We start from the raw sequence: 21,868 nt of genomic DNA on the forward strand, positions 1-21,868 counted from the left end.
AAAAATTTCAATCGACCCGGCTTGACGTGTCACCTAAAGAGACAATAGTTAATACAGGTTGATACGCAACATCCCTCATGTTGCAACCTGGCCTCAATTAAACAAACACAAATGTCGCCGAACTCGGCTCTTCTCTGGAGTCGCTTTGATGATGATAAAAAATATCAGTGGCCGCCATGCCGTGACAGGTATGGTGAGCTTGTTGGCCTGTCTGATTTCAGGCAACACAGCAAACGCCTGGCAACAGGAATATATCGTTTCGGATACAAAAAGTAATACCACCGAGCGTTATACATGGGACAACGATCACCAACCGCGTTATGAGGACATTCTCAAAGAGCGGATCCTCTCCTCGCAGAATACGCCCGGTTTAGCGCTGAATTTACCTGATTCCTCTCCTGTGGAGGCGACCAGCTCAATGAGTGTGGGCTGGAGTATTCCCGTGGCCCGCCGTTTCACGACCGGACCGGTTGCCGCCTGGCACTATGACGGCTCCACGCCCAATATGTACAACGAGTTTGGCGATAGCGTGAACACGCAGTCATTGATCGACCCGCTGTGGCACGCCAGCGTAAGTACGCTCGGCTGGCGCGTGGACACGCGCGTCGGCGATGTGCGACCGTGGGCGCAAATCAGCTATAACCAGCAGTTCGGTGATAACCAGTGGAAAATGCAGTCCGGCCTGGGACGCCTGATGCCGTCCACCCAATACGGTAACTGGATGGATGTCACCGTCGGGGCCGATATGCTGATCAATCCTTATATGGCGGCCTATGCCTCGATGTCGCAGGCTGAAAATATGACCGCCGGCGAGGATTATCTTTATACCCTCGGCGTCAGCGCCAGATTCTGAATTAGCCACGTAAATCGCCTGTGCAGCACCGGAAGCGAGCCTTCTCCGGTGCGGTTCAGACGGTTGTCCAGGCCATTCATTCCTGATTTTCGGCATTTCATTCCGCGCCCTCTGCATTTCATGCCGTTTTACCCCTGGTAAGGTAAGGTTTTGGATATCGTTGTCAGCAGTGAATTTCCCTTTTTTCTGCTGCAGGACAACTGCCATGAACACTTCAACTTACAACCGCACCCGCTGGCTGACCCTCTTCGGTACTATCGTGACCCAGTTCGCTCTGGGGTCGGTCTATACCTGGAGCCTGTTTAACAGCGCCCTTTCCGACAAACTCAATGCCCCGATAAGCCAGGTGGCTTTCTCCTTTGGTTTGCTGAGCCTGGGCCTGGCGCTCTCTTCGTCCATCGCCGGTAAATTGCAGGAACGCTTCGGCGTGAAGCGCGTCACGATGGCTTCCGGTGTGTTGCTGGGGCTGGGCTTCTTCCTGACCGCATATTCCAACAATCTGATGATGCTGTGGCTGAGCGCCGGGGTGCTGGTCGGGCTGGCAGATGGCGCAGGCTATCTCTTAACCCTGTCGAACTGTGTGAAATGGTTCCCGGAGCGTAAAGGGCTGATCTCCGCCTTTGCCATCGGTTCTTATGGCCTTGGCAGCCTGGGCTTCAAATTCATCGACAGCCAGTTACTCGCCACCGTCGGCCTTGAAAAGACCTTTATGATCTGGGGCGCAATCGTGCTGGTGATGATCCTGTTTGGCGCTACCCTGATGAAAGATGCGCCGCAGCAGGAGGTGCAGACGGTCAATGGCGTAGTCGAGAATGACTTTACGCTGGCGCAGTCGATGCGTAAGCCGCAGTACTGGATGCTGGCTGTGATGTTCCTGACGGCCTGCATGAGCGGTCTGTATGTAATTGGCGTGGCGAAAGATATCGCCCAGGGGATGGTGAAACTGGATGCGGCAACAGCGGCCAACGCGGTAACCATTATCTCTATTGCTAACCTCTCTGGTCGCCTGGTACTGGGGATCCTCTCCGATAAAATTGCCCGTATCCGTGTCATTACCCTCGGCCAGGTGGTTTCACTGGTGGGAATGGCGGCTCTGCTTTTCGCCCCGCTCAACGAAGTGACCTTCTTTGCGGCTATCGCCTGCGTCGCGTTTAACTTCGGCGGCACCATCACCGTCTTCCCGTCGCTGGTCAGTGAGTTCTTCGGCCTGAATAATCTGGCGAAAAACTACGGCGTTATTTATTTAGGTTTTGGTATCGGCAGTATTTGCGGTTCGCTTATTGCTTCGCTGTTCGGCGGTTTTTATGTGACTTTCTGCGTAATATTCGCCTTACTTATCATTTCGCTGGCCCTGTCCACCACTATTCGTCAGCCGCAGCGTGAAGCATTGCAACAAGCGCATGCTTGATTGAAACCACCTCTAAAGGCCGGATATTCCGGCCTTTTTTGTTTTTGTAGAGTGTAAAGAACAGGCCGTTGGTATGCCATCGGACTTGTTTTTTTGTAAATATTTGCAGGGATCACATTCTCTGCTGCCACTTTTTCTTTTCCCTGTGGTCTACTTACCGCGCTTAAAGACGTTTCTGACAACGTACTCCCAGGCAATGAAATAACCTGTTCACTTTTCGACCAAGAGTGAAGCGGCTCTACTTTACCTTTTTCCAGGTTGCATTAATGAAATATATCAAAGCGATGACGCAACAAAAGCTCAGCTTTTTACTTGCGTTGTACATCGGCCTGTTTATGAATGGCGCAGTTTTTTTCCGTCGGTTTGATGGTTATGCGCAAGACTTTACCGCCTGGAAAGGAATCGCTGCGGTCGTTGAACTGGTTGCCACTGTACTGGTTACCTTCTTTTTACTGCGTTTGCTGTCGCTGTTTGGCCGCCGTGTCTGGCGGGTACTCGCCACGCTGGTGGTGCTGTGCTCGGCGGGTGCCAGCTATTACATGACCTTTATGAACGTGGTGATCGGCTATGGCATTATTGCCTCGGTGATGACCACAGATATCGACCTCTCGAAAGAGGTGGTCGGTTTACACTTTATTCTCTGGCTGGTTTGCGTGAGCATCCTGCCGCTGCTGCTTATCTGGAACAACCGCTGCCGCTATACGTTGTTGCGCCAGCTGCGTACTCCCGGACAGCGCACCAGAAGCGCCGCGGTGGTGGTGCTGGCAGGCTTAATGGTCTGGGGACCTATCCGCCTGCTGGATTTACAGCAGAAGAATGTTGAGCGTACCTCCGGCGTGGATATGCCGAGCTATGGCGGCGTGGTGGCGAACTCCTATCTGCCTTCCAACTGGATCTCCGCGCTGGGGTTATACGCCTGGGCGCAGGTGGATGAATCTTCCGACAATAAATCGCTGATGAATCCGGCGAAGAAATTCACCTATCAGGCGCCTGCGGATCTTGATGACACCTACGTTGTCTTCATTATCGGTGAAACCACGCGCTGGGATCACATGGGCCTTCTGGGCTATGAGCGGGATACCACGCCGAAGCTGGCGCAGGAGAAAAACCTTGTCGCCTTCCGCGGTTACTCATGCGATACCGCGACCAAACTCTCGTTGCGCTGCATGTTTGTGCGTGAGGGCGGGGCGAGCGATAACCCACAGCGGACGCTGAAAGAGCAGAACGTCTTCTCAGTGCTGCGTCAGCTGGGCTTTACCTCCGACCTCTATGCGATGCAGAGCGAGATGTGGTTCTACAGCAACACCATGGCCAATAACATCGCCTACCGTGAGCAGATTGGCGCTGAGCCGCGTAACCGCGGTAAGAGCGTGGACGACATGCTGCTGATCGACGAGATGCAACGCTCGCTGGAGGGCAACCAGGACGGTAAGCATATGATCATCCTGCATACCAAAGGGTCGCACTTTAACTATACCCAGCGTTATCCACGCAGCTTTGCGAAATGGACGCCGGAGTGTAAAGGCGTGGATAAAGACTGCAGTAAACAGCAGTTGATCAACTCCTACGACAACTCGGTGACCTATGTGGATCACTTTATCGACAGCGTGATTGACCAGGTGCGCGATAAGAAAGCCATTGTTTTCTATGCCGCCGACCACGGTGAGTCGATTAACGAGAAAGAGCACCTGCACGGTACGCCGCGCAAGATGGCCCCGCCGGAGCAGTTCCGCGTACCGATGATGGTGTGGATGTCTGATAAGTATCTGGAGAACCCGGAGAAAGCCAAAATGTTTGCGCATCTTAAAGCGCAGGCGGATATGAAAGTGGCGCGTCGTCATGTGGAGCTGTACGACACCATTCTGGGTTGCCTCGGTTATACCTCGCCGGACGGTGGAATTAACGAGAATAACAACTGGTGTAAAGTGCCGGACAGCACGGCGAAAGCCGCAAAGTAACAGGTCTGGCGACTTTATAGCCGATCGAAAGGCTTTTGCAAAATAAGGGATTGACGGAGGCAGAGCGTAGCAGTAAGATGCGCTCCGCATTCGGCGAGTAGCGCAGCTTGGTAGCGCAACTGGTTTGGGACCAGTGGGTCGGAGGTTCGAATCCTCTCTCGCCGACCACATTCGAAAACCCCGCTCTTTGAGCGGGGTTTTCTGCTTTTACGGGTTGCAGTAATACGCCCCATCAGAACGTTATTATTCAAAAGTAATTAAAATAGCGGTTACCGCGCTTTCCCCCTGCCTGTTAACGATTATGTGACATATTCCATTGTATTTTTTTATATATGGAATGATCTTTTTTCGCGTTGCTTATACATAACCTCAGCATTTTCCCCTGTGCGTTTTAACGTTCACGGCATTTAGTGCGCAGATAATCGCCATTCCGTAAGAAAATTTACCCCGGTTGAATAAATGTTAATCACTGGTTGTAGCAGAATGCATAGAGAGTTGTGCTGCATCATGGCGGGTAGCATAAATTTCCCTGCTGAAAATAGGCCCCGGTGGTTTTTTTAATCTTTGTTTGCCAATTCTCACACTTAGCGTAAATCCCCGTCACCTGTATTGACGTTTTCACATTCTGTTGACAGATTGTAGGGCACGAGGGGCATTTCAGGGAGGATCTGCGCTGCAACTCAGTCGCTCTTCTGAAAGGAATCTCCATCCCTTATCACGCCTTAGGGCAACACCGACCAGACCGGGTAAAAAAAAATTAAAGGTCAGGCGGAGTAACACAACAAAAACATCACATTGGAGCAGAATAACAATGAGTATTTCCTTGAAGAAGTCAGGGATGCTGAAGCTTGGTCTGAGCCTGGTAGCCATGACTGTCGCAGCAAGCGTACAGGCAAAAACCCTGGTCTACTGTTCTGAAGGCTCGCCGGAAGGCTTTAACCCACAGCTCTTTACCTCTGGTACAACGTACGACGCAAGCTCTGTACCTATCTATAACCGTCTGGTTGAATTCAAAACCGGTACTACAGAAGTTATTCCGGGTCTGGCAGAGAAGTGGGACATCAGCGAAGACGGCAAGACCTACACCTTCCACCTGCGCCCGGGCGTGAAGTGGCAGGACAGCAAAGAATTTAAACCTACGCGCGACTTTAACGCCGACGACGTGGTGTTCTCCTTTGACCGTCAGAAAAATGCCCAGAACCCGTACCACAAAGTATCCGGCGGCAGCTATGAATACTTTGAAGGGATGGGTCTGCCGGATCTGATCAGCGAAATCAAAAAAGTGGACGACAACACCGTTCAGTTCGTGCTTACCCGTCCGGAAGCGCCATTCCTGGCTGACCTGGCTATGGACTTCGCCTCTATTCTCTCTAAAGAGTATGCGGACAACATGCTGAAAGCCGGCACCCCGGAGAAAGTTGACCTGAACCCAATCGGTACCGGTCCGTTCCAGCTGCTGCAGTATCAGAAAGACTCCCGCATCCTGTACAAAGCGTTTGAAGGTTACTGGGGCACCAAGCCGCAGATCGACCGTCTGGTCTTCTCCATCACGCCTGACGCCTCCGTGCGTTACGCCAAGCTGCAGAAGAACGAGTGCCAGGTTATGCCGTACCCGAACCCGGCTGACATCGCACGCATGAAGCAGGATAAAAACATCAACCTGATGGAGCAGGCGGGTCTGAACGTCGGCTATCTCTCCTTCAACACCGAGAAGAAACCGTTTGATGACGTGAAAGTACGTCAGGCGCTGACCTACGCGGTGAACAAAGAAGCGATCATCAAGGCCGTTTATCAGGGCGCTGGCGTTGCTGCCAAGAACCTGATCCCACCAACCATGTGGGGCTACAACGACGACGTTAAGGATTACACCTATGACGTTGAGAAAGCGAAAGCGCTGCTGAAAGAAGCGGGCCAGGATAAAGGCTTTACCGTTGAGCTGTGGGCGATGCCAGTACAGCGTCCTTACAACCCGAACGCGCGCCGTATGGCCGAAATGGTTCAGGCTGACTGGGCTAAGATCGGCGTTCAGGCCAAGATCGTGACCTACGAGTGGGGCGAGTACCTCAAGCGTGCTAAAGCGGGTGAGCACCAGGCTGTGATGATGGGCTGGACCGGCGACAACGGGGATCCAGATAACTTCTTCGCGACCCTGTTCAGCTGCGCCGCGGCGAAAGATGGTTCTAACTACTCTCGCTGGTGCTACAAGCCGTTTGAAGATCTGATTCAGCCAGCGCGTGCTGCAGAAGATCACAACAAGCGTATTGAGCTGTACAAACAGGCTCAGGTTGTCATGCATGAGCAGGCGCCAGCGCTGATCGTGGCTCACTCAACCGTGTACGAACCAGTGCGTAAAGAAGTTAAAGGCTATGTGGTTGATCCACTGGGCAAACACCACTTCGAAAACGTCTCAGTTGAATAATTAAAAGCAACGCCAGGCGGCGCTGCGCTTGCACTGGCCTACGGTATGTAGGCCGGGTAAGCGTAGCGCCACCCGGCAGCAGTGCTTTATTCCCTCTCTGAAAGGGGAGGGAATAAGATTTGTGAGCAATACAGACGTCGCGCCTCCAGGCGTACGTCATTAGAGAGAATCCGGGTTATGTTGCAGTTCATCCTCCGACGTCTGGGACTTGTTATCCCCACGTTTATCGGTATCACCCTTCTCACCTTCGCTTTCGTCCATATGATTCCCGGTGACCCGGTAATGATTATGGCGGGCGAGCGTGGCATTTCTCCTGAACGTCATGCACAGCTGTTGGCCGAACTGGGGCTGGATAAGCCGATGTGGCAGCAGTATCTCCACTATATCTGGGGTGTGATGCATGGTGATTTGGGCATTTCGCTGAAAAGCCGTCTTCCGGTGTGGGAAGAGTTCGTACCACGTTTTAAAGCGACGCTGGAGCTCGGTGTCTGCGCCATGATTTTTGCCGTCGCCGTTGGTATTCCGGTGGGTGTGCTGGCTGCGGTGAAACGTGGCTCCATCTTTGATCATACTGCCGTTGGCCTGGCGCTGACTGGCTACTCCATGCCTATCTTCTGGTGGGGCATGATGCTGATTATGCTGGTTTCGGTGCAGCTGAACCTGACGCCTGTCTCAGGGCGCGTCAGCGATATGGTCTTCCTCGATGACACCAATCCGCTGACCGGCTTTATGCTGATCGACACGGCTATCTGGGGTGAAGAGGGCAACTTTATTGATGCGCTGGCGCACATGATCCTGCCTGCGATGGTGCTCGGGACAATCCCGCTGGCGGTCATCGTGCGTATGACCCGTTCGTCGATGCTGGAAGTGCTGGGCGAGGACTATATCCGTACTGCCCGCGCCAAAGGGCTGACCCGTATGCGGGTGATCATCATTCATGCCCTGCGCAACGCCATGCTGCCGGTGGTCACGGTTATCGGTCTGCAGGTGGGGACGCTGCTTGCAGGGGCGATTCTGACCGAAACCATCTTCTCCTGGCCGGGCCTGGGCCGCTGGTTGATTGACGCGCTGCAGCGCCGTGACTATCCGGTGGTTCAGGGCGGTGTGTTGCTGGTGGCGACGATGATTATCCTCGTCAACCTGCTGGTCGATTTGCTGTACGGCGTGGTGAACCCGCGTATTCGTCATAAGAAGTAAGGGGCCATCATGTCACAAGTTACTGTAAATAAAGCTGCACCGGTGCCAATGACGCCGATGCAGGAGTTCTGGCATTACTTCAAACGCAACAAAGGCGCGGTGGTAGGGCTGGTATACGTTTCCATCATGATCCTGATTGCCGTGTTTGCGAACGTGCTCGCGCCGCATAACCCGGCGGAGCAGTTCCGTGATGCGCTGCTTGCACCCCCGGTATGGCAGGACGGCGGTACCCTGACGCATCTGCTGGGTACCGATGACGTGGGCCGTGATGTGCTTTCCCGTCTGATGTACGGCGCACGTCTGTCGCTGCTGGTTGGCTGTCTGGTGGTGGTGCTGTCATTGATCCTCGGCGTGGTGCTGGGCCTGATCGCCGGTTACTTTGGCGGCCTGATTGATAACACCATCATGCGTATCGTCGACATCATGCTGGCTCTGCCAAGCCTGCTGCTGGCGCTGGTGCTGGTGGCGATCTTCGGCCCGTCAATCGGCAACGCCGCGCTGGCTCTGACCTTTGTTGCCCTTCCTCACTACGTGCGATTAACCCGCGCGGCGGTGCTGGTAGAAGTGAACCGTGACTACGTTACCGCCTCTCGCGTGGCGGGCGCTGGCGCGATGCGTCAGATGTTCATCAACATTCTTCCAAACTGCCTTGCGCCGCTGATTGTTCAGGCGTCGCTCGGTTTCTCTAACGCCATTCTCGATATGGCCGCTCTTGGCTTCCTTGGCATGGGTGCGCAGCCGCCAACACCGGAGTGGGGCACCATGCTCTCCGACGTGTTGCAGTTCGCGCAAAGCGCCTGGTGGGTCGTGACCTTCCCGGGTCTGGCGATCCTGCTGACGGTGCTGGCATTTAACCTGATGGGTGATGGTCTGCGTGATGCACTTGATCCCAAACTGAAGCAGTAAGAGGCACGAGATGGCGTTATTAAATGTAGATAAATTATCGGTGCACTTCGGTGACGTAGGCTCCGAGTTTCGCGCCGTAGATCGGGTCAGCTACAGCGTAAATCAGGGTGAAGTGGTCGGCATTGTGGGCGAGTCCGGTTCCGGTAAATCGGTAAGCTCCCTGGCAATCATGGGACTGATTGATTTCCCTGGCCGCGTGATGGCGGAAAACCTGGAATTTAACGGGCAGGATCTGAAGCGCATTTCCGAAAAAGAGCGCCGCAACCTGGTCGGTGCCGAAGTGGCGATGATCTTCCAGGATCCGATGACCAGCCTTAACCCATGCTACACCGTGGGCTTCCAGATTATGGAAGCCATTAAGGTGCACCAGGGCGGCAACAAGAAAACCCGTCGTCAGCGGGCAATCGATCTGCTGACCCAGGTGGGTATTCCGGACCCGGCCTCGCGTCTGGATGTCTATCCGCACCAGCTCTCCGGCGGGATGAGCCAGCGTGTGATGATCGCCATGGCGATTGCCTGTCGGCCAAAACTGCTGATTGCCGATGAACCGACAACCGCGCTGGACGTGACCATTCAGGCACAGATCATCGAGTTGCTGCTGGAGTTACAGCAGAAAGAGAACATGGCGCTGATCCTGATCACTCATGACCTGGCGTTAGTGGCCGAAGCCGCGCACAAAATCATCGTGATGTATGCCGGGCAGGTTGTGGAAACCGGCAGCTCGCACGATATCTTCCGCGCGCCGCGTCACCCCTATACTCAGGCCCTGCTGCGCGCACTGCCGGAGTTTGCCCAGGATAAGGCGCGCCTGGCGTCACTGCCGGGCGTGGTACCGGGTAAATATGACCGCCCGACCGGCTGTCTGCTGAACCCGCGCTGCCCGTATGCCACGGATAAATGTCGCGTTGACGAGCCGGCGCTGAACACCGTGGACGGCGGCCGCCAGTCTAAATGTCACTACCCACTTGATGACGCCGGGAGGCCGAACTATGAGTACGCATGAGGCCACCATGCAACAGCCGCTGCTGCATGCTATCGATCTGAAAAAACACTACCCGGTGAAGAAGGGGCTGTTTGCCCCGGAACGTCTGGTTAAAGCACTGGATGGCGTCTCCTTTACCCTCGAGCGCGGTAAGACATTAGCGGTGGTGGGTGAGTCCGGCTGCGGGAAATCCACGCTGGGTCGCCTGCTGACGATGATTGAAACCCCGACCGGGGGCGAGCTGTACTATCAAGGGCAGGATCTGCTGAAGCACGATCCCGACGCGCAGAAACTGCGTCGCCAGAAAATCCAGATTGTCTTCCAGAACCCCTATGGTTCGTTGAACCCGCGTAAAAAAGTGGGGCAGATTCTGGAGGAGCCATTGCAGATCAACTCCACGCTGAGTAAAGAGCAGCGTCGCGAGAAGGCGCTGGCGATGATGGCGAAAGTGGGGCTCAAGACCGAGCACTACGATCGCTATCCGCATATGTTCTCCGGCGGTCAGCGTCAGCGTATCGCTATCGCCCGTGGTCTGATGCTCGATCCGGATGTGGTGATCGCCGATGAACCGGTCTCCGCACTGGACGTTTCCGTCCGTGCGCAGGTGCTGAACCTGATGATGGATTTGCAGCAGGATTTAGGTCTGTCGTATGTCTTCATCTCTCACGACCTCTCAGTGGTAGAGCATATCGCGGATGAAGTGATGGTGATGTATCTGGGCCGCTGTGTGGAGAAGGGGACGAAAGATCAGATCTTTAATAACCCGCGCCATCCTTATACCCAGGCGCTGCTCTCTGCGACCCCGCGTCTGAACCCGGATGACCGCCGGGAGCGTATTAAGCTGACCGGCGAGCTGCCGAGCCCGCTTAACCCGCCACCGGGCTGTGCTTTCAATGCCCGTTGCCGCCGCCGTTTTGGGCCATGCACCCAGCTGCAACCGCAGTTAAAAGATTATGGCGGTCAACTGGTCGCCTGCTTTGCCGTCGATCAGGATGAAAACGGCGAAAAGCCTCTGGCGTAATTCATAAAAAAACCGGCGATAAGCCGGTTTTTTTTTATTGGAACGGTGAAAGACTATTTCCGTAAGCGAATCTGGTCGACAGCATGTTTCTCACTTTTGGTGAGGATCAGGCTGGCGCGCTCACGCGTTGGCAGAATGTTCTCTTTCAGGTTCACGTAGTTGATCTCATTCCACAGCGACGTCGCCACATTAACGGCCTCTTCTTTCGAGAGCTGGGCATAGTTGTGGAAATAGGAGTCAGGATCGGTGAACGCCCCTTCGCGGAACTTCAGGAAGCGGTTGATGTACCAGCTTTGCAGTAAATCTTCCGGGGCATCGACATAAATAGAGAAGTCGACAAAGTCGGAGACAAAGACATGATGCGGGTCATGAGGATAGTCCATCCCGCTTTGCAGAACGTTTAACCCTTCCAGAATCAGAATGTCCGGCTGGACCACGGTTTTGTCCCCGTCGGGGATACGGTCATAAATCAGGTGCGAATAGACCGGGGCCGTAACGTTCGGCACGCCGGATTTCAGATCCGACACGAATTTCACCAGACGGTGCATATCATAAGAGAGCGGGAAGCCTTTCTTCTTCATCAGACCGCGCTCTTTTAACACCTCGTTCGGGTGCAGGAAGCCGTCGGTGGTGATCAGCTCAACGCTACGATGCTCTGGCCAGCGGCTCAGCAGCGCCTGCAGTACGCGCGCGGTGGTGCTTTTACCCACGGCCACGCTGCCGGCAATACTGATGATATAAGGAATGCGCTGCCCGTTAGTCCCGAGGAACTGTTCCAGCACGGCCTGTCGACGAAGGTTGGAACTGATATAGAAATTCAGCAAACGTGACAGAGGCAAATAAATTTCAGCCACTTCTTCAAGCGACAGGTCTTCGTTTATCCCTTTTAACCGTGCGATTTCGCCTTCCGTTAAGGTCATCGGGACGGAGTCACGCAGAGCAGCCCACTGGCTGCGGCTAAACTGGAGATAAGGCGTCATTAACGTTTGCTCTTTTTTGCTCATAAGCATGCTTGAGTGAGCCATCGCATCCCACAACAGAGGCTGGGTAGGGGGGAGTGGCACATCATTGATTAGTTAATTTTGGACAATGGGCAGGAGGTTAACACCAGATGAGCCGAATAATAAGAAAAAAAGTGGCCCCGTGTTGCGTTAAGCGGGAATCGTCACAGACCGGGTTTGAGCCCATTACGGAACAGCATATGGTGAATATTTGCGCGCGTCTGCCTGAAAATACAGCGTTATTCACTCTTCTAGCACAAAATGTGAGCGAAAGAACAATTTATGCAAATTTTTAGTTGCATGACCGCCCATGTCTCCATAGAATGCGCGCTACTTGATGCCGACTTAGCTCAGTAGGTAGAGCAACTGACTTGTAATCAGTAGGTCACCAGTTCGATTCCGGTAGTCGGCACCATCAAGTCCGGTGGGGTTCCCGAGCGGCCAAAGGGAGCAGACTGTAAATCTGCCGTCACAGACTTCGAAGGTTCGAATCCTTCCCCCACCACCACTTTCTGGCAGCGTTAACGCCGCCGGAGTTGGTTGAAAAAATTAACCAGCTCGAACTTAAAAAGAGAGAAATCTCTTTTTTTGTTACAGAAAGAACTGGGTAGCCGAGTTTCAGGATGCGGGCATCGTATAATGGCTATTACCTCAGCCTTCCAAGCTGATGATGCGGGTTCGATTCCCGCTGCCCGCTCCAATACGTGCTGATATGGCTCAGTTGGTAGAGCGCACCCTTGGTAAGGGTGAGGTCCCCAGTTCGACTCTGGGTATCAGCACCACTTCACTTCTCCCTCCCATTTCTCTCTGTTTCAATTTAAATGTATTCAACAGTTCAGGCATTTCGCCTGGTTGATGTGGTGATATCACCGATTTATCCGTGTCTTAGAGGGACAATCGATGTCTAAAGAAAAGTTTGAACGTACAAAACCGCACGTTAACGTCGGTACTATCGGCCACGTTGACCATGGTAAAACAACGCTGACCGCTGCAATCACTACCGTTCTGGCAAAAACCTACGGTGGTTCTGCTCGCGCATTCGACCAGATCGATAACGCACCAGAAGAAAAAGCTCGTGGTATCACCATCAACACTTCTCACGTTGAATACGACACCCCGACTCGCCACTACGCACACGTAGACTGCCCAGGCCACGCCGACTATGTTAAAAACATGATCACCGGTGCTGCGCAGATGGACGGCGCGATCCTGGTTGTTGCTGCGACTGACGGCCCAATGCCTCAGACCCGTGAGCACATCCTGCTGGGTCGTCAGGTAGGCGTTCCTTTCATCATCGTGTTCCTGAACAAATGCGACATGGTTGATGACGAAGAGCTGCTGGAACTGGTAGAAATGGAAGTTCGTGAACTTCTGTCTCAGTACGATTTCCCAGGCGACGATACCCCAATCGTTCGTGGTTCTGCTCTGAAAGCGCTGGAAGGCGAAGCTGAGTGGGAAGAGAAAATCATCGAACTGGCTGGCTACCTGGATTCTTACATCCCAGAACCAGAGCGTGCTATCGACAAGCCGTTCCTGCTGCCAATCGAAGACGTATTCTCCATCTCCGGTCGTGGTACCGTTGTTACCGGTCGTGTAGAGCGCGGTATCATCAAAGTTGGTGAAGAAGTTGAAATCGTTGGTATCAAAGATACTGCGAAATCTACCTGTACTGGCGTTGAAATGTTCCGCAAACTGCTGGACGAAGGCCGTGCTGGTGAGAACGTTGGTGTTCTGCTGCGTGGTATCAAACGTGAAGAAATCGAACGTGGTCAGGTTCTGGCGAAGCCAGGCTCAATCAAGCCACACACCAAGTTCGAATCTGAAGTGTACATCCTGTCCAAAGACGAAGGCGGCCGTCATACTCCGTTCTTCAAAGGCTACCGTCCACAGTTCTACTTCCGTACTACTGACGTGACCGGTACCATCGAACTGCCAGAAGGCGTTGAGATGGTAATGCCAGGCGACAACATCAAAATGGTTGTTACCCTGATCCACCCAATCGCAATGGACGATGGCCTGCGTTTCGCAATCCGCGAAGGCGGCCGTACCGTTGGCGCGGGCGTGGTTGCTAAAGTTCTCGGCTAATTGCTGATAACATTTGACGCAATGCGCATGAAAAGGGCATCATTTGATGCCCTTTTTGCACGCTTTCACATCAGAACCTGGCTCATCAGTGATTATTTTTGTCATAATCATTGCTGAGACAGGCTCTGCAGAGAGCGTATAATCCGAAAAGCGAATTAGCATTTCGATTTGGTTTGCCTCGCGCTCGCGGGGTGAAAATGTTTGTAGAATACTTCTGACAGGTTGGTTTATGAGTGCGAATACCGAAGCTCAAGGGAGCGGGCGCGGCCTGGAAGCGATGAAATGGGTAGTAGTAGCCGTATTGTTGATCGTAGCAATCGTGGGCAACTACCTTTATCGTGACATGATGCTGCCGCTACGCGCGCTGGCAGTGGTAATTCTGATTGCTGCAGCGGGTGGTGTCGCGCTGTTGACGACCAAAGGTAAAGCGACCGTCGCTTTTGCCCGCGAAGCGAGAACGGAAGTCCGTAAGGTCATTTGGCCGACTCGCCAGGAAACATTGCACACCACGCTGATTGTAGCTGCGGTTACCGCTGTAATGTCACTGATCCTGTGGGGACTGGATGGTATTCTGGTTCGCCTGGTATCCTTTATCACTGGCCTGAGGTTCTGAGATGTCTGAAGCCCCTAAAAAGCGCTGGTACGTCGTTCAGGCGTTTTCCGGTTTTGAAGGCCGCGTAGCAACGTCGCTGCGTGAGCATATCAAATTACACAACATGGAAGAGTTGTTTGGTGAAGTTATGGTTCCGACCGAAGAAGTGGTCGAGATCCGTGGCGGCCAGCGTCGCAAAAGCGAGCGCAAATTCTTCCCGGGTTACGTGCTTGTTCAGATGGTGATGAACGACGCAAGCTGGCACTTAGTGCGCAGCGTACCGCGCGTAATGGGCTTTATCGGCGGCACGTCTGACCGTCCGGCGCCAATCAGCGATAAAGAAGTTGATGCGATTATGAACCGCCTGCAGCAGGTTGGTGATAAGCCGCGTCCGAAAACGCTGTTTGAACCGGGTGAAATGGTACGTGTTAATGACGGTCCGTTTGCTGACTTTAACGGTGTGGTTGAAGAAGTGGACTATGAGAAGTCCCGCCTGAAAGTTTCTGTTTCTATCTTCGGTCGTGCGACCCCGGTAGAGCTGGACTTCGCTCAGGTAGAAAAAGCCTAAGCAGCGATCAAAAAAGCGACGATTTAAACGTTGCACAGGGCGCGAGATTGGAATACAATTTCGCGCCTTTTGTTTTTATGGATGCAATCCGTAAAACGAATTTTATCACGGGGAGCCTCCTTGAGGCGCTATAACCCAATCAGAGGATTTTAGAATGGCTAAGAAAGTACAAGCCTACGTCAAGCTGCAGGTTGCAGCTGGTATGGCGAACCCAAGTCCACCAGTTGGTCCAGCTCTGGGTCAGCAGGGTGTGAACATCATGGAATTCTGTAAAGCGTTCAACGCAAAAACCGAATCCCTGGAAAAAGGTCTGCCAATCCCAGTCGTAATCACTGTTTACGCTGACCGTTCTTTCACTTTCGTTACCAAGACCCCGCCGGCAGCAGTTCTGCTGAAAAAAGCGGCTGGTATCAAGTCTGGTTCCGGCAAGCCGAACAAAGACAAAGTAGGTAAAATTTCCCGCGCTCAGCTGCAGGAAATCGCGCAGACCAAAGCTGCCGACATGACTGGTTCCGACATTGAAGCGATGACTCGCTCCATCGAAGGTACTGCACGTTCCATGGGCCTGGTAGTGGAGGACTAAGAAATGGCTAAACTGACCAAGCGCATGTCCGTGATCCGTGACAAAGTTGATGCGACCAAACAGTACGAAATCAACGAAGCTATCGCTCTGCTGAAAGAACTGGCTACCGCTAAGTTCGTTGAAAGCGTTGACGTTGCTGTAAACCTCGGTATCGACGCTCGTAAATCTGATCAGAACGTACGTGGTGCAACTGTACTGCCACACGGTACTGGCCGTTCCGTTCGCGTAGCCGTATTTGCCCAGGGCGCAAACGCTGAAGCTGCTAAAGCTGCAGGCGCTGAGCTGGTAGGTATGGAAGATCTGGCTGACCAGATCAAGAAAGGCGAAATGAACTTTGACGTTGTTATCGCATCTCCAGATGCAATGCGCGTTGTTGGCCAGCTGGGCCAGGTTCTGGGTCCACGCGGCCTGATGCCAAACCCGAAAGTGGGTACTGTAACCCCTAACGTTGCTGAAGCGGTTAAGAACGCTAAAGCAGGTCAGGTTCGTTATCGTAACGACAAAAACGGCATCATCCACACCACCATCGGTAAAGTGGACTTTGACGCTGACAAACTGAAAGAAAACCTGGAAGCTCTGCTGGTTGCGCTGAAAAAAGCAAAACCAACTCAGGCGAAAGGCGTGTACATCAAGAAAGTTAGCATCTCCACCACCATGGGTGCAGGTGTTGCAGTTGACCAGGCCGGCCTGAGCGCTGCTGCAAACTAATACCTTTACGTGGGCGGCGAATTTGTCTACAATCTTCGCCCACGTTTGCTAACTCAGGTTAGCGGGTAACCGAATTGTTCGTTGGAGCCTGGCCTATCCAGGCCTCCGTCGAAGACCGCAGGTGTCTCGCAAGAGGCTTAATCCCCTGCGTAGACGGTGACAGAACGCTAAGATTATTTTTTGATACTCTGGCTTGTTTCTGCTCACCGTATTTAGACGCTCTTCCCGTTGGGAAGAGTGAAGTGAGTTCCAGGGCATGAGCCCTGGCAAACATCCAGGAGCAAAGCTAATGGCTTTAAATCTTCAAGACAAACAAGCGATTGTTGCTGAAGTCAGCGAAGTAGCCAAAGGCGCGCTGTCTGCAGTAGTTGCGGATTCCCGTGGCGTTACTGTAGATAAAATGACTGAACTGCGTAAAGCAGGTCGTGAAGCTGGCGTTTACATGCGTGTTGTTCGTAACACCCTGCTGCGCCGCGTAGTTGAAGGTACTCCTTTCGAGTGCCTGAAAGACACGTTTGTTGGTCCAACCTTGATTGCATACTCTATGGAACACCCGGGCGCTGCTGCTCGTCTGTTCAAAGAGTTCGCGAAAGCGAATGCAAAATTCGAGGTTAAAGCTGCAGCCTTTGAAGGTGAGTTGATCCCGGCATCGCAAATCGATCGCCTGGCAACCCTGCCGACCTACGAAGAAGCAATTGCACGCCTGATGGCAACCATGAAAGAAGCTTCGGCTGGCAAACTGGTTCGCACTCTGGCTGCTGTTCGCGATGCGAAAGAAGCTGCTTAATAGCAGTCCTCTTTATCAAGTATTCGCTTACGTATAAACTTATTCTGATTTTCAGGAACAATTTAAATGTCTATCACTAAAGATCAAATCATTGAAGCAGTATCCGCTATGTCCGTAATGGACGTTGTAGAACTGATCTCTGCAATGGAAGAAAAATTCGGTGTTTCCGCTGCTGCTGCTGTAGCTGTAGCTGCTGGTCCGGTTGAAGCTGCTGAAGAAAAAACTGAATTCGACGTAGTTCTGAAAGCTGCTGGCGCGAACAAAGTTGCTGTAATCAAAGCAGTACGTGCTGCAACTGGCCTGGGTCTGAAAGAAGCTAAAGACCTGGTAGAATCTGCTCCAGCTGCGCTGAAAGAAGGCGTGAGCAAAGACGACGCAGAAGCACTGAAAAAATCTCTGGAAGAAGCTGGCGCTGAAGTTGAAGTTAAATAAGCCAACCCTTCCGGTTGCAGCCTGAGAAATTAGGCTGATGGCTGGTGACTTTTTGGTCACCAGCCTTTTTGCGCTGTAAGGCGCCAGTAGCGTTTCACACTGTTTGACTGCTGGTTGTCCTGACAATGCTTGTTTCTATCGACGACTTAATATACTGCGACAGGGTGCTCGCTCTGGGTAAATCGCAATGAAATGGTTTAAGCGTGATAGCAACAGGCATTGCGGAAAGTGTTCGATTTTCCGATCAACAAAATGGTGTTGCACAAACTGTCCGCCAATGGACAGATGGGTCGACTTGTCAGCGAGCTGAGGAACCCTATGGTTTACTCCTATACCGAGAAAAAACGTATTCGTAAGGATTTTGGTAAACGTCCACAAGTTCTGGACATTCCATATCTCCTTTCTATCCAGCTTGACTCGTTCCAGAAGTTTATCGAGCAAGATCCTGAAGGGCAGTACGGCCTGGAAGCAGCCTTCCGTTCCGTATTCCCGATTAAGAGCTACAGCGGTAACTCCGAGCTGCAATACGTCAGCTACCGCCTTGGCGAACCGGTATTTGACGTTCAGGAATGTCAGATCCGTGGCGTGACCTACTCGGCACCGCTGCGCGTTAAACTGCGTCTGGTGATCTACGAGCGCGAAGCGCCGGAAGGCACCGTTAAAGACATCAAAGAACAAGAAGTCTACATGGGCGAAATTCCGCTCATGACCGACAACGGTACTTTCGTTATCAACGGTACTGAGCGTGTTATCGTTTCCCAGCTGCACCGTAGCCCGGGCGTCTTCTTCGACAGCGATAAAGGTAAAACGCACTCTTCCGGTAAAGTACTGTATAACGCGCGTATCATTCCTTACCGTGGTTCCTGGCTGGACTTCGAGTTCGATCCGAAAGACAACCTGTTTGTCCGTATCGACCGTCGTCGTAAACTGCCTGCGACCATCATTCTGCGTGCGCTGAACTACACCACTGAGCAGATTCTTGATCTGTTCTTTGAGAAAGTTGTCTTTGAAATTCGCGACAACAAGCTGCAAATGGAACTGGTGCCAGAGCGTCTGCGTGGTGATACCGCGTCGTTCGACATCGAAGCCAACGGCAAAGTGTATGTGGAAAAAGGCCGCCGTATTACTGCGCGCCACATCCGTCAGCTGGAAAAAGATGAAATCAAACACATCGAAGTTCCGGTTGAGTACATTGCTGGCAAAGTTGCAGCAAAAGACTACGTTGATGCATCTACTGGCGAGCTGATCTGCCCAGCGAACATGGAGCTGAGCCTGGATCTGCTGGCTAAGCTGAGCCAGTCTGGCCACAAGCGTATCGAAACGCTGTTCACCAACGATCTGGACCACGGTCCGTACATGTCCGAAACCGTACGTGTCGACCCAACCACCGATCGTCTGAGCGCGCTGGTAGAAATCTACCGCATGATGCGCCCTGGTGAGCCACCAACTCGCGAAGCGGCTGAAAGCCTGTTCGAGAACCTGTTCTTCTCCGAAGACCGCTACGATCTCTCCGCGGTTGGTCGTATGAAGTTCAACCGTTCTCTGCTGCGTGACACGATCGAAGGTTCCGGTATCCTGAGCAAAGAAGACATCATCGAAGTGATGAAGAAGCTCATCGATATCCGTAACGGTAAAGGCGAAGTGGACGATATCGACCACCTCGGCAACCGTCGTATCCGTTCCGTAGGTGAAATGGCGGAAAACCAGTTCCGCGTTGGCCTGGTACGTGTAGAGCGTGCGGTGAAAGAGCGTCTGTCTCTGGGCGATCTGGATACCCTGATGCCTCAGGATATGATCAACGCCAAGCCGATCTCCGCGGCAGTGAAAGAGTTCTTTGGTTCCAGCCAGCTGTCTCAGTTTATGGACCAGAACAACCCGCTGTCTGAGATTACGCACAAGCGTCGTATCTCTGCACTCGGCCCAGGCGGTCTGACCCGTGAGCGCGCAGGCTTCGAAGTTCGAGACGTACACCCGACCCACTACGGTCGCGTATGTCCAATCGAAACGCCTGAAGGTCCAAACATCGGTCTGATCAACTCCCTGTCCGTGTACGCACAGACGAACGAATACGGTTTCCTCGAGACCCCGTATCGTAAAGTGACTGACGGTGTTGTAACCGACGAAATTCACTACCTGTCTGCTATCGAAGAAGGTAACTACGTTATCGCCCAGGCGAACACCAACCTGGACGAAGAAGGTCGCTTTGTTGATGACCTCGTTACCTGCCGTAGCAAAGGTGAATCCAGCTTGTTCAGCAACGACCAGGTTGACTACATGGACGTTTCCACCCAGCAGGTGGTTTCCGTCGGTGCGTCCCTGATCCCGTTCCTGGAACACGATGACGCCAACCGTGCATTGATGGGTGCGAACATGCAACGTCAGGCGGTTCCGACTCTGCGTGCTGATAAGCCGCTGGTTGGTACCGGTATGGAACGTGCTGTTGCCGTTGACTCCGGTGTAACTGCAGTTGCTAAACGTGGCGGTACCGTTCAGTACGTGGATGCATCCCGTATCGTTATCAAAGTTAACGAAGACGAGATGTACCCAGGCGAAGCGGGTATCGACATCTACAACCTGACCAAATACACCCGTTCTAACCAGAACACCTGTATCAACCAGATGCCTTGCGTATCTCTGGGTGAGCCAGTTGAGCGCGGCGACGTGCTGGCAGACGGTCCGTCCACCGACCTCGGTGAACTGGCGCTCGGTCAGAACATGCGCGTAGCGTTCATGCCGTGGAACGGTTACAACTTCGAAGACTCCATCCTCGTCTCCGAGCGTGTGGTTCAGGAAGATCGTTTCACCACTATTCACATCCAGGAACTGGCGTGTGTGTCCCGTGACACCAAGCTGGGGCCAGAAGAGATCACCGCTGACATCCCTAACGTGGGTGAAGCAGCGCTCTCCAAACTGGATGAATCCGGTATCGTTTACATCGGCGCGGAAGTGACCGGCGGCGACATTCTGGTTGGTAAGGTAACGCCGAAAGGTGAAACCCAGCTGACGCCAGAAGAGAAACTGCTGCGCGCGATCTTCGGTGAGAAAGCGTCTGACGTTAAAGACTCTTCTCTGCGCGTACCGAACGGTGTTTCCGGTACGGTTATCGACGTACAGGTCTTTACTCGCGATGGCGTAGAAAAAGACAAACGTGCGCTGGAAATCGAAGAGATGCAGCTGAAGCAGGCTAAGAAAGACCTGTCTGAAGAGCTGCAGATCCTTGAAGCTGGCCTGTTTGGTCGTATCTACGCGGTGCTGGTTTCCGGTGGTGTTGAAGCTGAGAAGCTCGACAAGCTGCCGCGTGACCGCTGGCTGGAACTGGGCCTGGCCGACGAAGAGAAACAAAATCAGCTGGAACAGCTGGCTGAGCAGTATGACGAACTGAAACACGAGTTCGAGAAGAAACTCGAAGCGAAACGCCGCAAAATCACTCAGGGCGACGATCTGGCACCGGGCGTGCTGAAGATTGTTAAGGTTTATCTGGCCGTTAAACGTCAGATCCAGCCTGGTGATAAGATGGCGGGTCGTCACGGTAACAAGGGTGTTATCTCTAAGATCAACCCGATCGAAGATATGCCTTACGATGAAAACGGCACGCCGGTAGACATCGTACTGAACCCACTGGGCGTACCGTCTCGTATGAACATCGGTCAGATCCTTGAAACCCACCTGGGTATGGCTGCGAAAGGTATCGGCGACAAGATTAACGCCATGCTGAAACAGCAGCAGGAAGTCGCGAAACTGCGCGAATTCATCCAGCGTGCGTACGATCTGGGTACCGACGTTTGCCAGAAAGTCGACCTGAACACCTTCAGCGATGAAGAAGTGATGCGTCTGGCTGAAAACCTGCGTAAGGGTATGCCAATCGCAACGCCAGTCTTCGATGGTGCGAAAGAGTCTGAAATCAAGGAACTGTTACAGCTGGGTGGCCTGCCAAGTTCTGGCCAGATCACTCTGTTCGACGGTCGTACCGGTGAGCAGTTCGAGCGCCAGGTAACCGTTGGCTACATGTACATGCTGAAACTGAACCACCTGGTTGATGACAAGATGCACGCGCGTTCTACCGGTTCTTACAGCCTGGTTACTCAGCAGCCGCTGGGTGGTAAGGCGCAGTTCGGTGGTCAGCGCTTCGGGGAGATGGAAGTGTGGGCGCTTGAAGCATACGGCGCAGCATACACCCTGCAGGAAATGCTCACCGTTAAGTCTGATGACGTGAACGGTCGTACCAAGATGTATAAAAACATCGTGGACGGCAACCATCAGATGGAACCGGGCATGCCAGAGTCCTTCAACGTACTGTTGAAAGAGATTCGTTCGCTGGGTATCAACATCGAACTGGAAGACGAGTAACTCTCGCTCAAACAGGTCACT

Annotated in this window: 17 protein-coding genes and 5 tRNA genes; 21 read left to right on the plus strand and 1 reads right to left on the minus strand. The window is 53.0% G+C overall.

The window, feature by feature from the left end; genetic code table 11:
• Nucleotides 1-148 precede the first annotated feature (148 nt).
• From FHC51_RS06430 to dppF, 9 genes are all read left to right on the plus strand, one after another.
• Nucleotides 149-853: an autotransporter domain-containing protein gene (locus tag FHC51_RS06430; protein ID WP_220435138.1), complete on the plus strand. Its 705-nt coding sequence runs from the start codon at nucleotides 149-151 to the stop codon at nucleotides 851-853.
• 205 nt (nucleotides 854-1,058) lie between these two features.
• Nucleotides 1,059-2,261, plus strand: coding sequence for an MFS transporter (locus tag FHC51_RS06435; protein WP_103824368.1), 1,203 nt, complete (start codon nucleotides 1,059-1,061; stop codon nucleotides 2,259-2,261).
• A 266-nt stretch (nucleotides 2,262-2,527) separates the two neighbouring features.
• Nucleotides 2,528-4,219 (plus strand): kdo(2)-lipid A phosphoethanolamine 7''-transferase, encoded by a 1,692-nt coding sequence (gene eptB / locus FHC51_RS06440; RefSeq protein WP_103824369.1) that lies wholly within the window; start codon nucleotides 2,528-2,530, stop codon nucleotides 4,217-4,219.
• A 91-nt stretch (nucleotides 4,220-4,310) separates the two neighbouring features.
• Nucleotides 4,311-4,387: transfer RNA gene (locus tag FHC51_RS06445), tRNA-Pro, on the plus strand.
• A 643-nt stretch (nucleotides 4,388-5,030) separates the two neighbouring features.
• Nucleotides 5,031-6,638 (plus strand): dipeptide ABC transporter periplasmic-binding protein DppA, encoded by a 1,608-nt coding sequence (gene dppA / locus FHC51_RS06450; RefSeq protein WP_103177792.1) that lies wholly within the window; start codon nucleotides 5,031-5,033, stop codon nucleotides 6,636-6,638.
• Nucleotides 6,639-6,815: 177 nt separating this feature from the next.
• The gene (gene dppB / locus FHC51_RS06455; protein ID WP_103177793.1) at nucleotides 6,816-7,835 is read left to right on the plus strand and encodes a dipeptide ABC transporter permease DppB; all 1,020 of its coding nucleotides are present in this window, start codon (nucleotides 6,816-6,818) and stop codon (nucleotides 7,833-7,835) included.
• 9 nt (nucleotides 7,836-7,844) lie between these two features.
• Complete coding sequence (gene dppC, locus FHC51_RS06460; RefSeq protein WP_103177794.1) at nucleotides 7,845-8,741, plus strand: dipeptide ABC transporter permease DppC; 897 nt, start codon at nucleotides 7,845-7,847, stop codon at nucleotides 8,739-8,741.
• Nucleotides 8,742-8,751: 10 nt separating this feature from the next.
• Nucleotides 8,752-9,744: a dipeptide ABC transporter ATP-binding protein gene (gene dppD, locus FHC51_RS06465; RefSeq protein WP_103824372.1), complete on the plus strand. Its 993-nt coding sequence runs from the start codon at nucleotides 8,752-8,754 to the stop codon at nucleotides 9,742-9,744.
• Nucleotides 9,731-10,744: a dipeptide ABC transporter ATP-binding subunit DppF gene (gene dppF / locus FHC51_RS06470; RefSeq protein ID WP_220435139.1), complete on the plus strand. Its 1,014-nt coding sequence runs from the start codon at nucleotides 9,731-9,733 to the stop codon at nucleotides 10,742-10,744. Before dppD ends, dppF begins: the two co-directional genes overlap by 14 nt.
• A 53-nt stretch (nucleotides 10,745-10,797) precedes the next feature.
• On the opposite strand, the gene coaA is transcribed toward dppF, so the two are convergent.
• Nucleotides 10,798-11,748, minus strand: a complete 951-nt coding sequence (gene coaA, locus FHC51_RS06475) for a type I pantothenate kinase (RefSeq protein ID WP_220436658.1) — start codon at nucleotides 11,746-11,748, stop codon at nucleotides 10,798-10,800.
• Nucleotides 11,749-12,084: 336 nt separating this feature from the next.
• Here coaA and FHC51_RS06480 point away from each other — a divergent pair.
• The 12 genes from FHC51_RS06480 to rpoB all read left to right on the plus strand — a co-directional run bounded on the left by FHC51_RS06480 (nucleotide 12,085) and on the right by rpoB (nucleotide 21,847).
• Nucleotides 12,085-12,160: transfer RNA gene (locus FHC51_RS06480), tRNA-Thr, on the plus strand.
• An 8-nt stretch (nucleotides 12,161-12,168) separates the two neighbouring features.
• Nucleotides 12,169-12,253 (plus strand) — tRNA-Tyr (locus tag FHC51_RS06485).
• Between the two features lie 117 nt (nucleotides 12,254-12,370).
• A tRNA-Gly gene (locus FHC51_RS06490) sits at nucleotides 12,371-12,445 on the plus strand.
• 6 nt (nucleotides 12,446-12,451) lie between these two features.
• Nucleotides 12,452-12,527: transfer RNA gene (locus FHC51_RS06495), tRNA-Thr, on the plus strand.
• Between the two features lie 118 nt (nucleotides 12,528-12,645).
• On the plus strand, nucleotides 12,646-13,830 hold the full coding sequence (tuf, locus tag FHC51_RS06500) for an elongation factor Tu (protein WP_059307073.1): 1,185 nt from the start codon (nucleotides 12,646-12,648) through the stop codon (nucleotides 13,828-13,830).
• A gap of 229 nt (nucleotides 13,831-14,059) precedes the next feature.
• On the plus strand, nucleotides 14,060-14,443 hold the full coding sequence (secE, locus tag FHC51_RS06505) for a preprotein translocase subunit SecE (protein WP_003862342.1): 384 nt from the start codon (nucleotides 14,060-14,062) through the stop codon (nucleotides 14,441-14,443).
• A 1-nt stretch (nucleotide 14,444) separates the two neighbouring features.
• Nucleotides 14,445-14,990, plus strand: a complete 546-nt coding sequence (gene nusG, locus FHC51_RS06510) for a transcription termination/antitermination protein NusG (RefSeq protein WP_003862341.1) — start codon at nucleotides 14,445-14,447, stop codon at nucleotides 14,988-14,990.
• Between the two features lie 154 nt (nucleotides 14,991-15,144).
• On the plus strand, nucleotides 15,145-15,573 hold the full coding sequence (gene rplK, locus FHC51_RS06515; protein ID WP_004097640.1) for a 50S ribosomal protein L11: 429 nt from the start codon (nucleotides 15,145-15,147) through the stop codon (nucleotides 15,571-15,573).
• Between the two features lie 3 nt (nucleotides 15,574-15,576).
• A complete protein-coding gene (gene rplA / locus FHC51_RS06520; protein ID WP_103177798.1) occupies nucleotides 15,577-16,281 on the plus strand; it encodes a 50S ribosomal protein L1 in 705 nt (234 codons plus the stop codon).
• A 289-nt stretch (nucleotides 16,282-16,570) separates the two neighbouring features.
• Nucleotides 16,571-17,068 carry a 50S ribosomal protein L10 gene (gene rplJ, locus FHC51_RS06525; protein ID WP_004097644.1) on the plus strand — a complete coding sequence of 166 codons (498 nt, stop codon included), beginning with the start codon at nucleotides 16,571-16,573 and terminating at the stop codon, nucleotides 17,066-17,068.
• Between the two features lie 66 nt (nucleotides 17,069-17,134).
• Entirely contained in the window at nucleotides 17,135-17,500 is a 366-nt protein-coding gene (gene rplL, locus FHC51_RS06530) for a 50S ribosomal protein L7/L12 (RefSeq protein WP_103177800.1), read from the plus strand.
• A gap of 318 nt (nucleotides 17,501-17,818) precedes the next feature.
• Nucleotides 17,819-21,847, plus strand: coding sequence for a DNA-directed RNA polymerase subunit beta (gene rpoB, locus FHC51_RS06535; protein ID WP_103177801.1), 4,029 nt, complete (start codon nucleotides 17,819-17,821; stop codon nucleotides 21,845-21,847).
• Nucleotides 21,848-21,868: the final 21 nt, after the last annotated feature.

The organism is Leclercia sp. EC_58 (assembly GCF_019584355.1).
Classification (GTDB): domain Bacteria; phylum Pseudomonadota; class Gammaproteobacteria; order Enterobacterales; family Enterobacteriaceae; genus Enterobacter.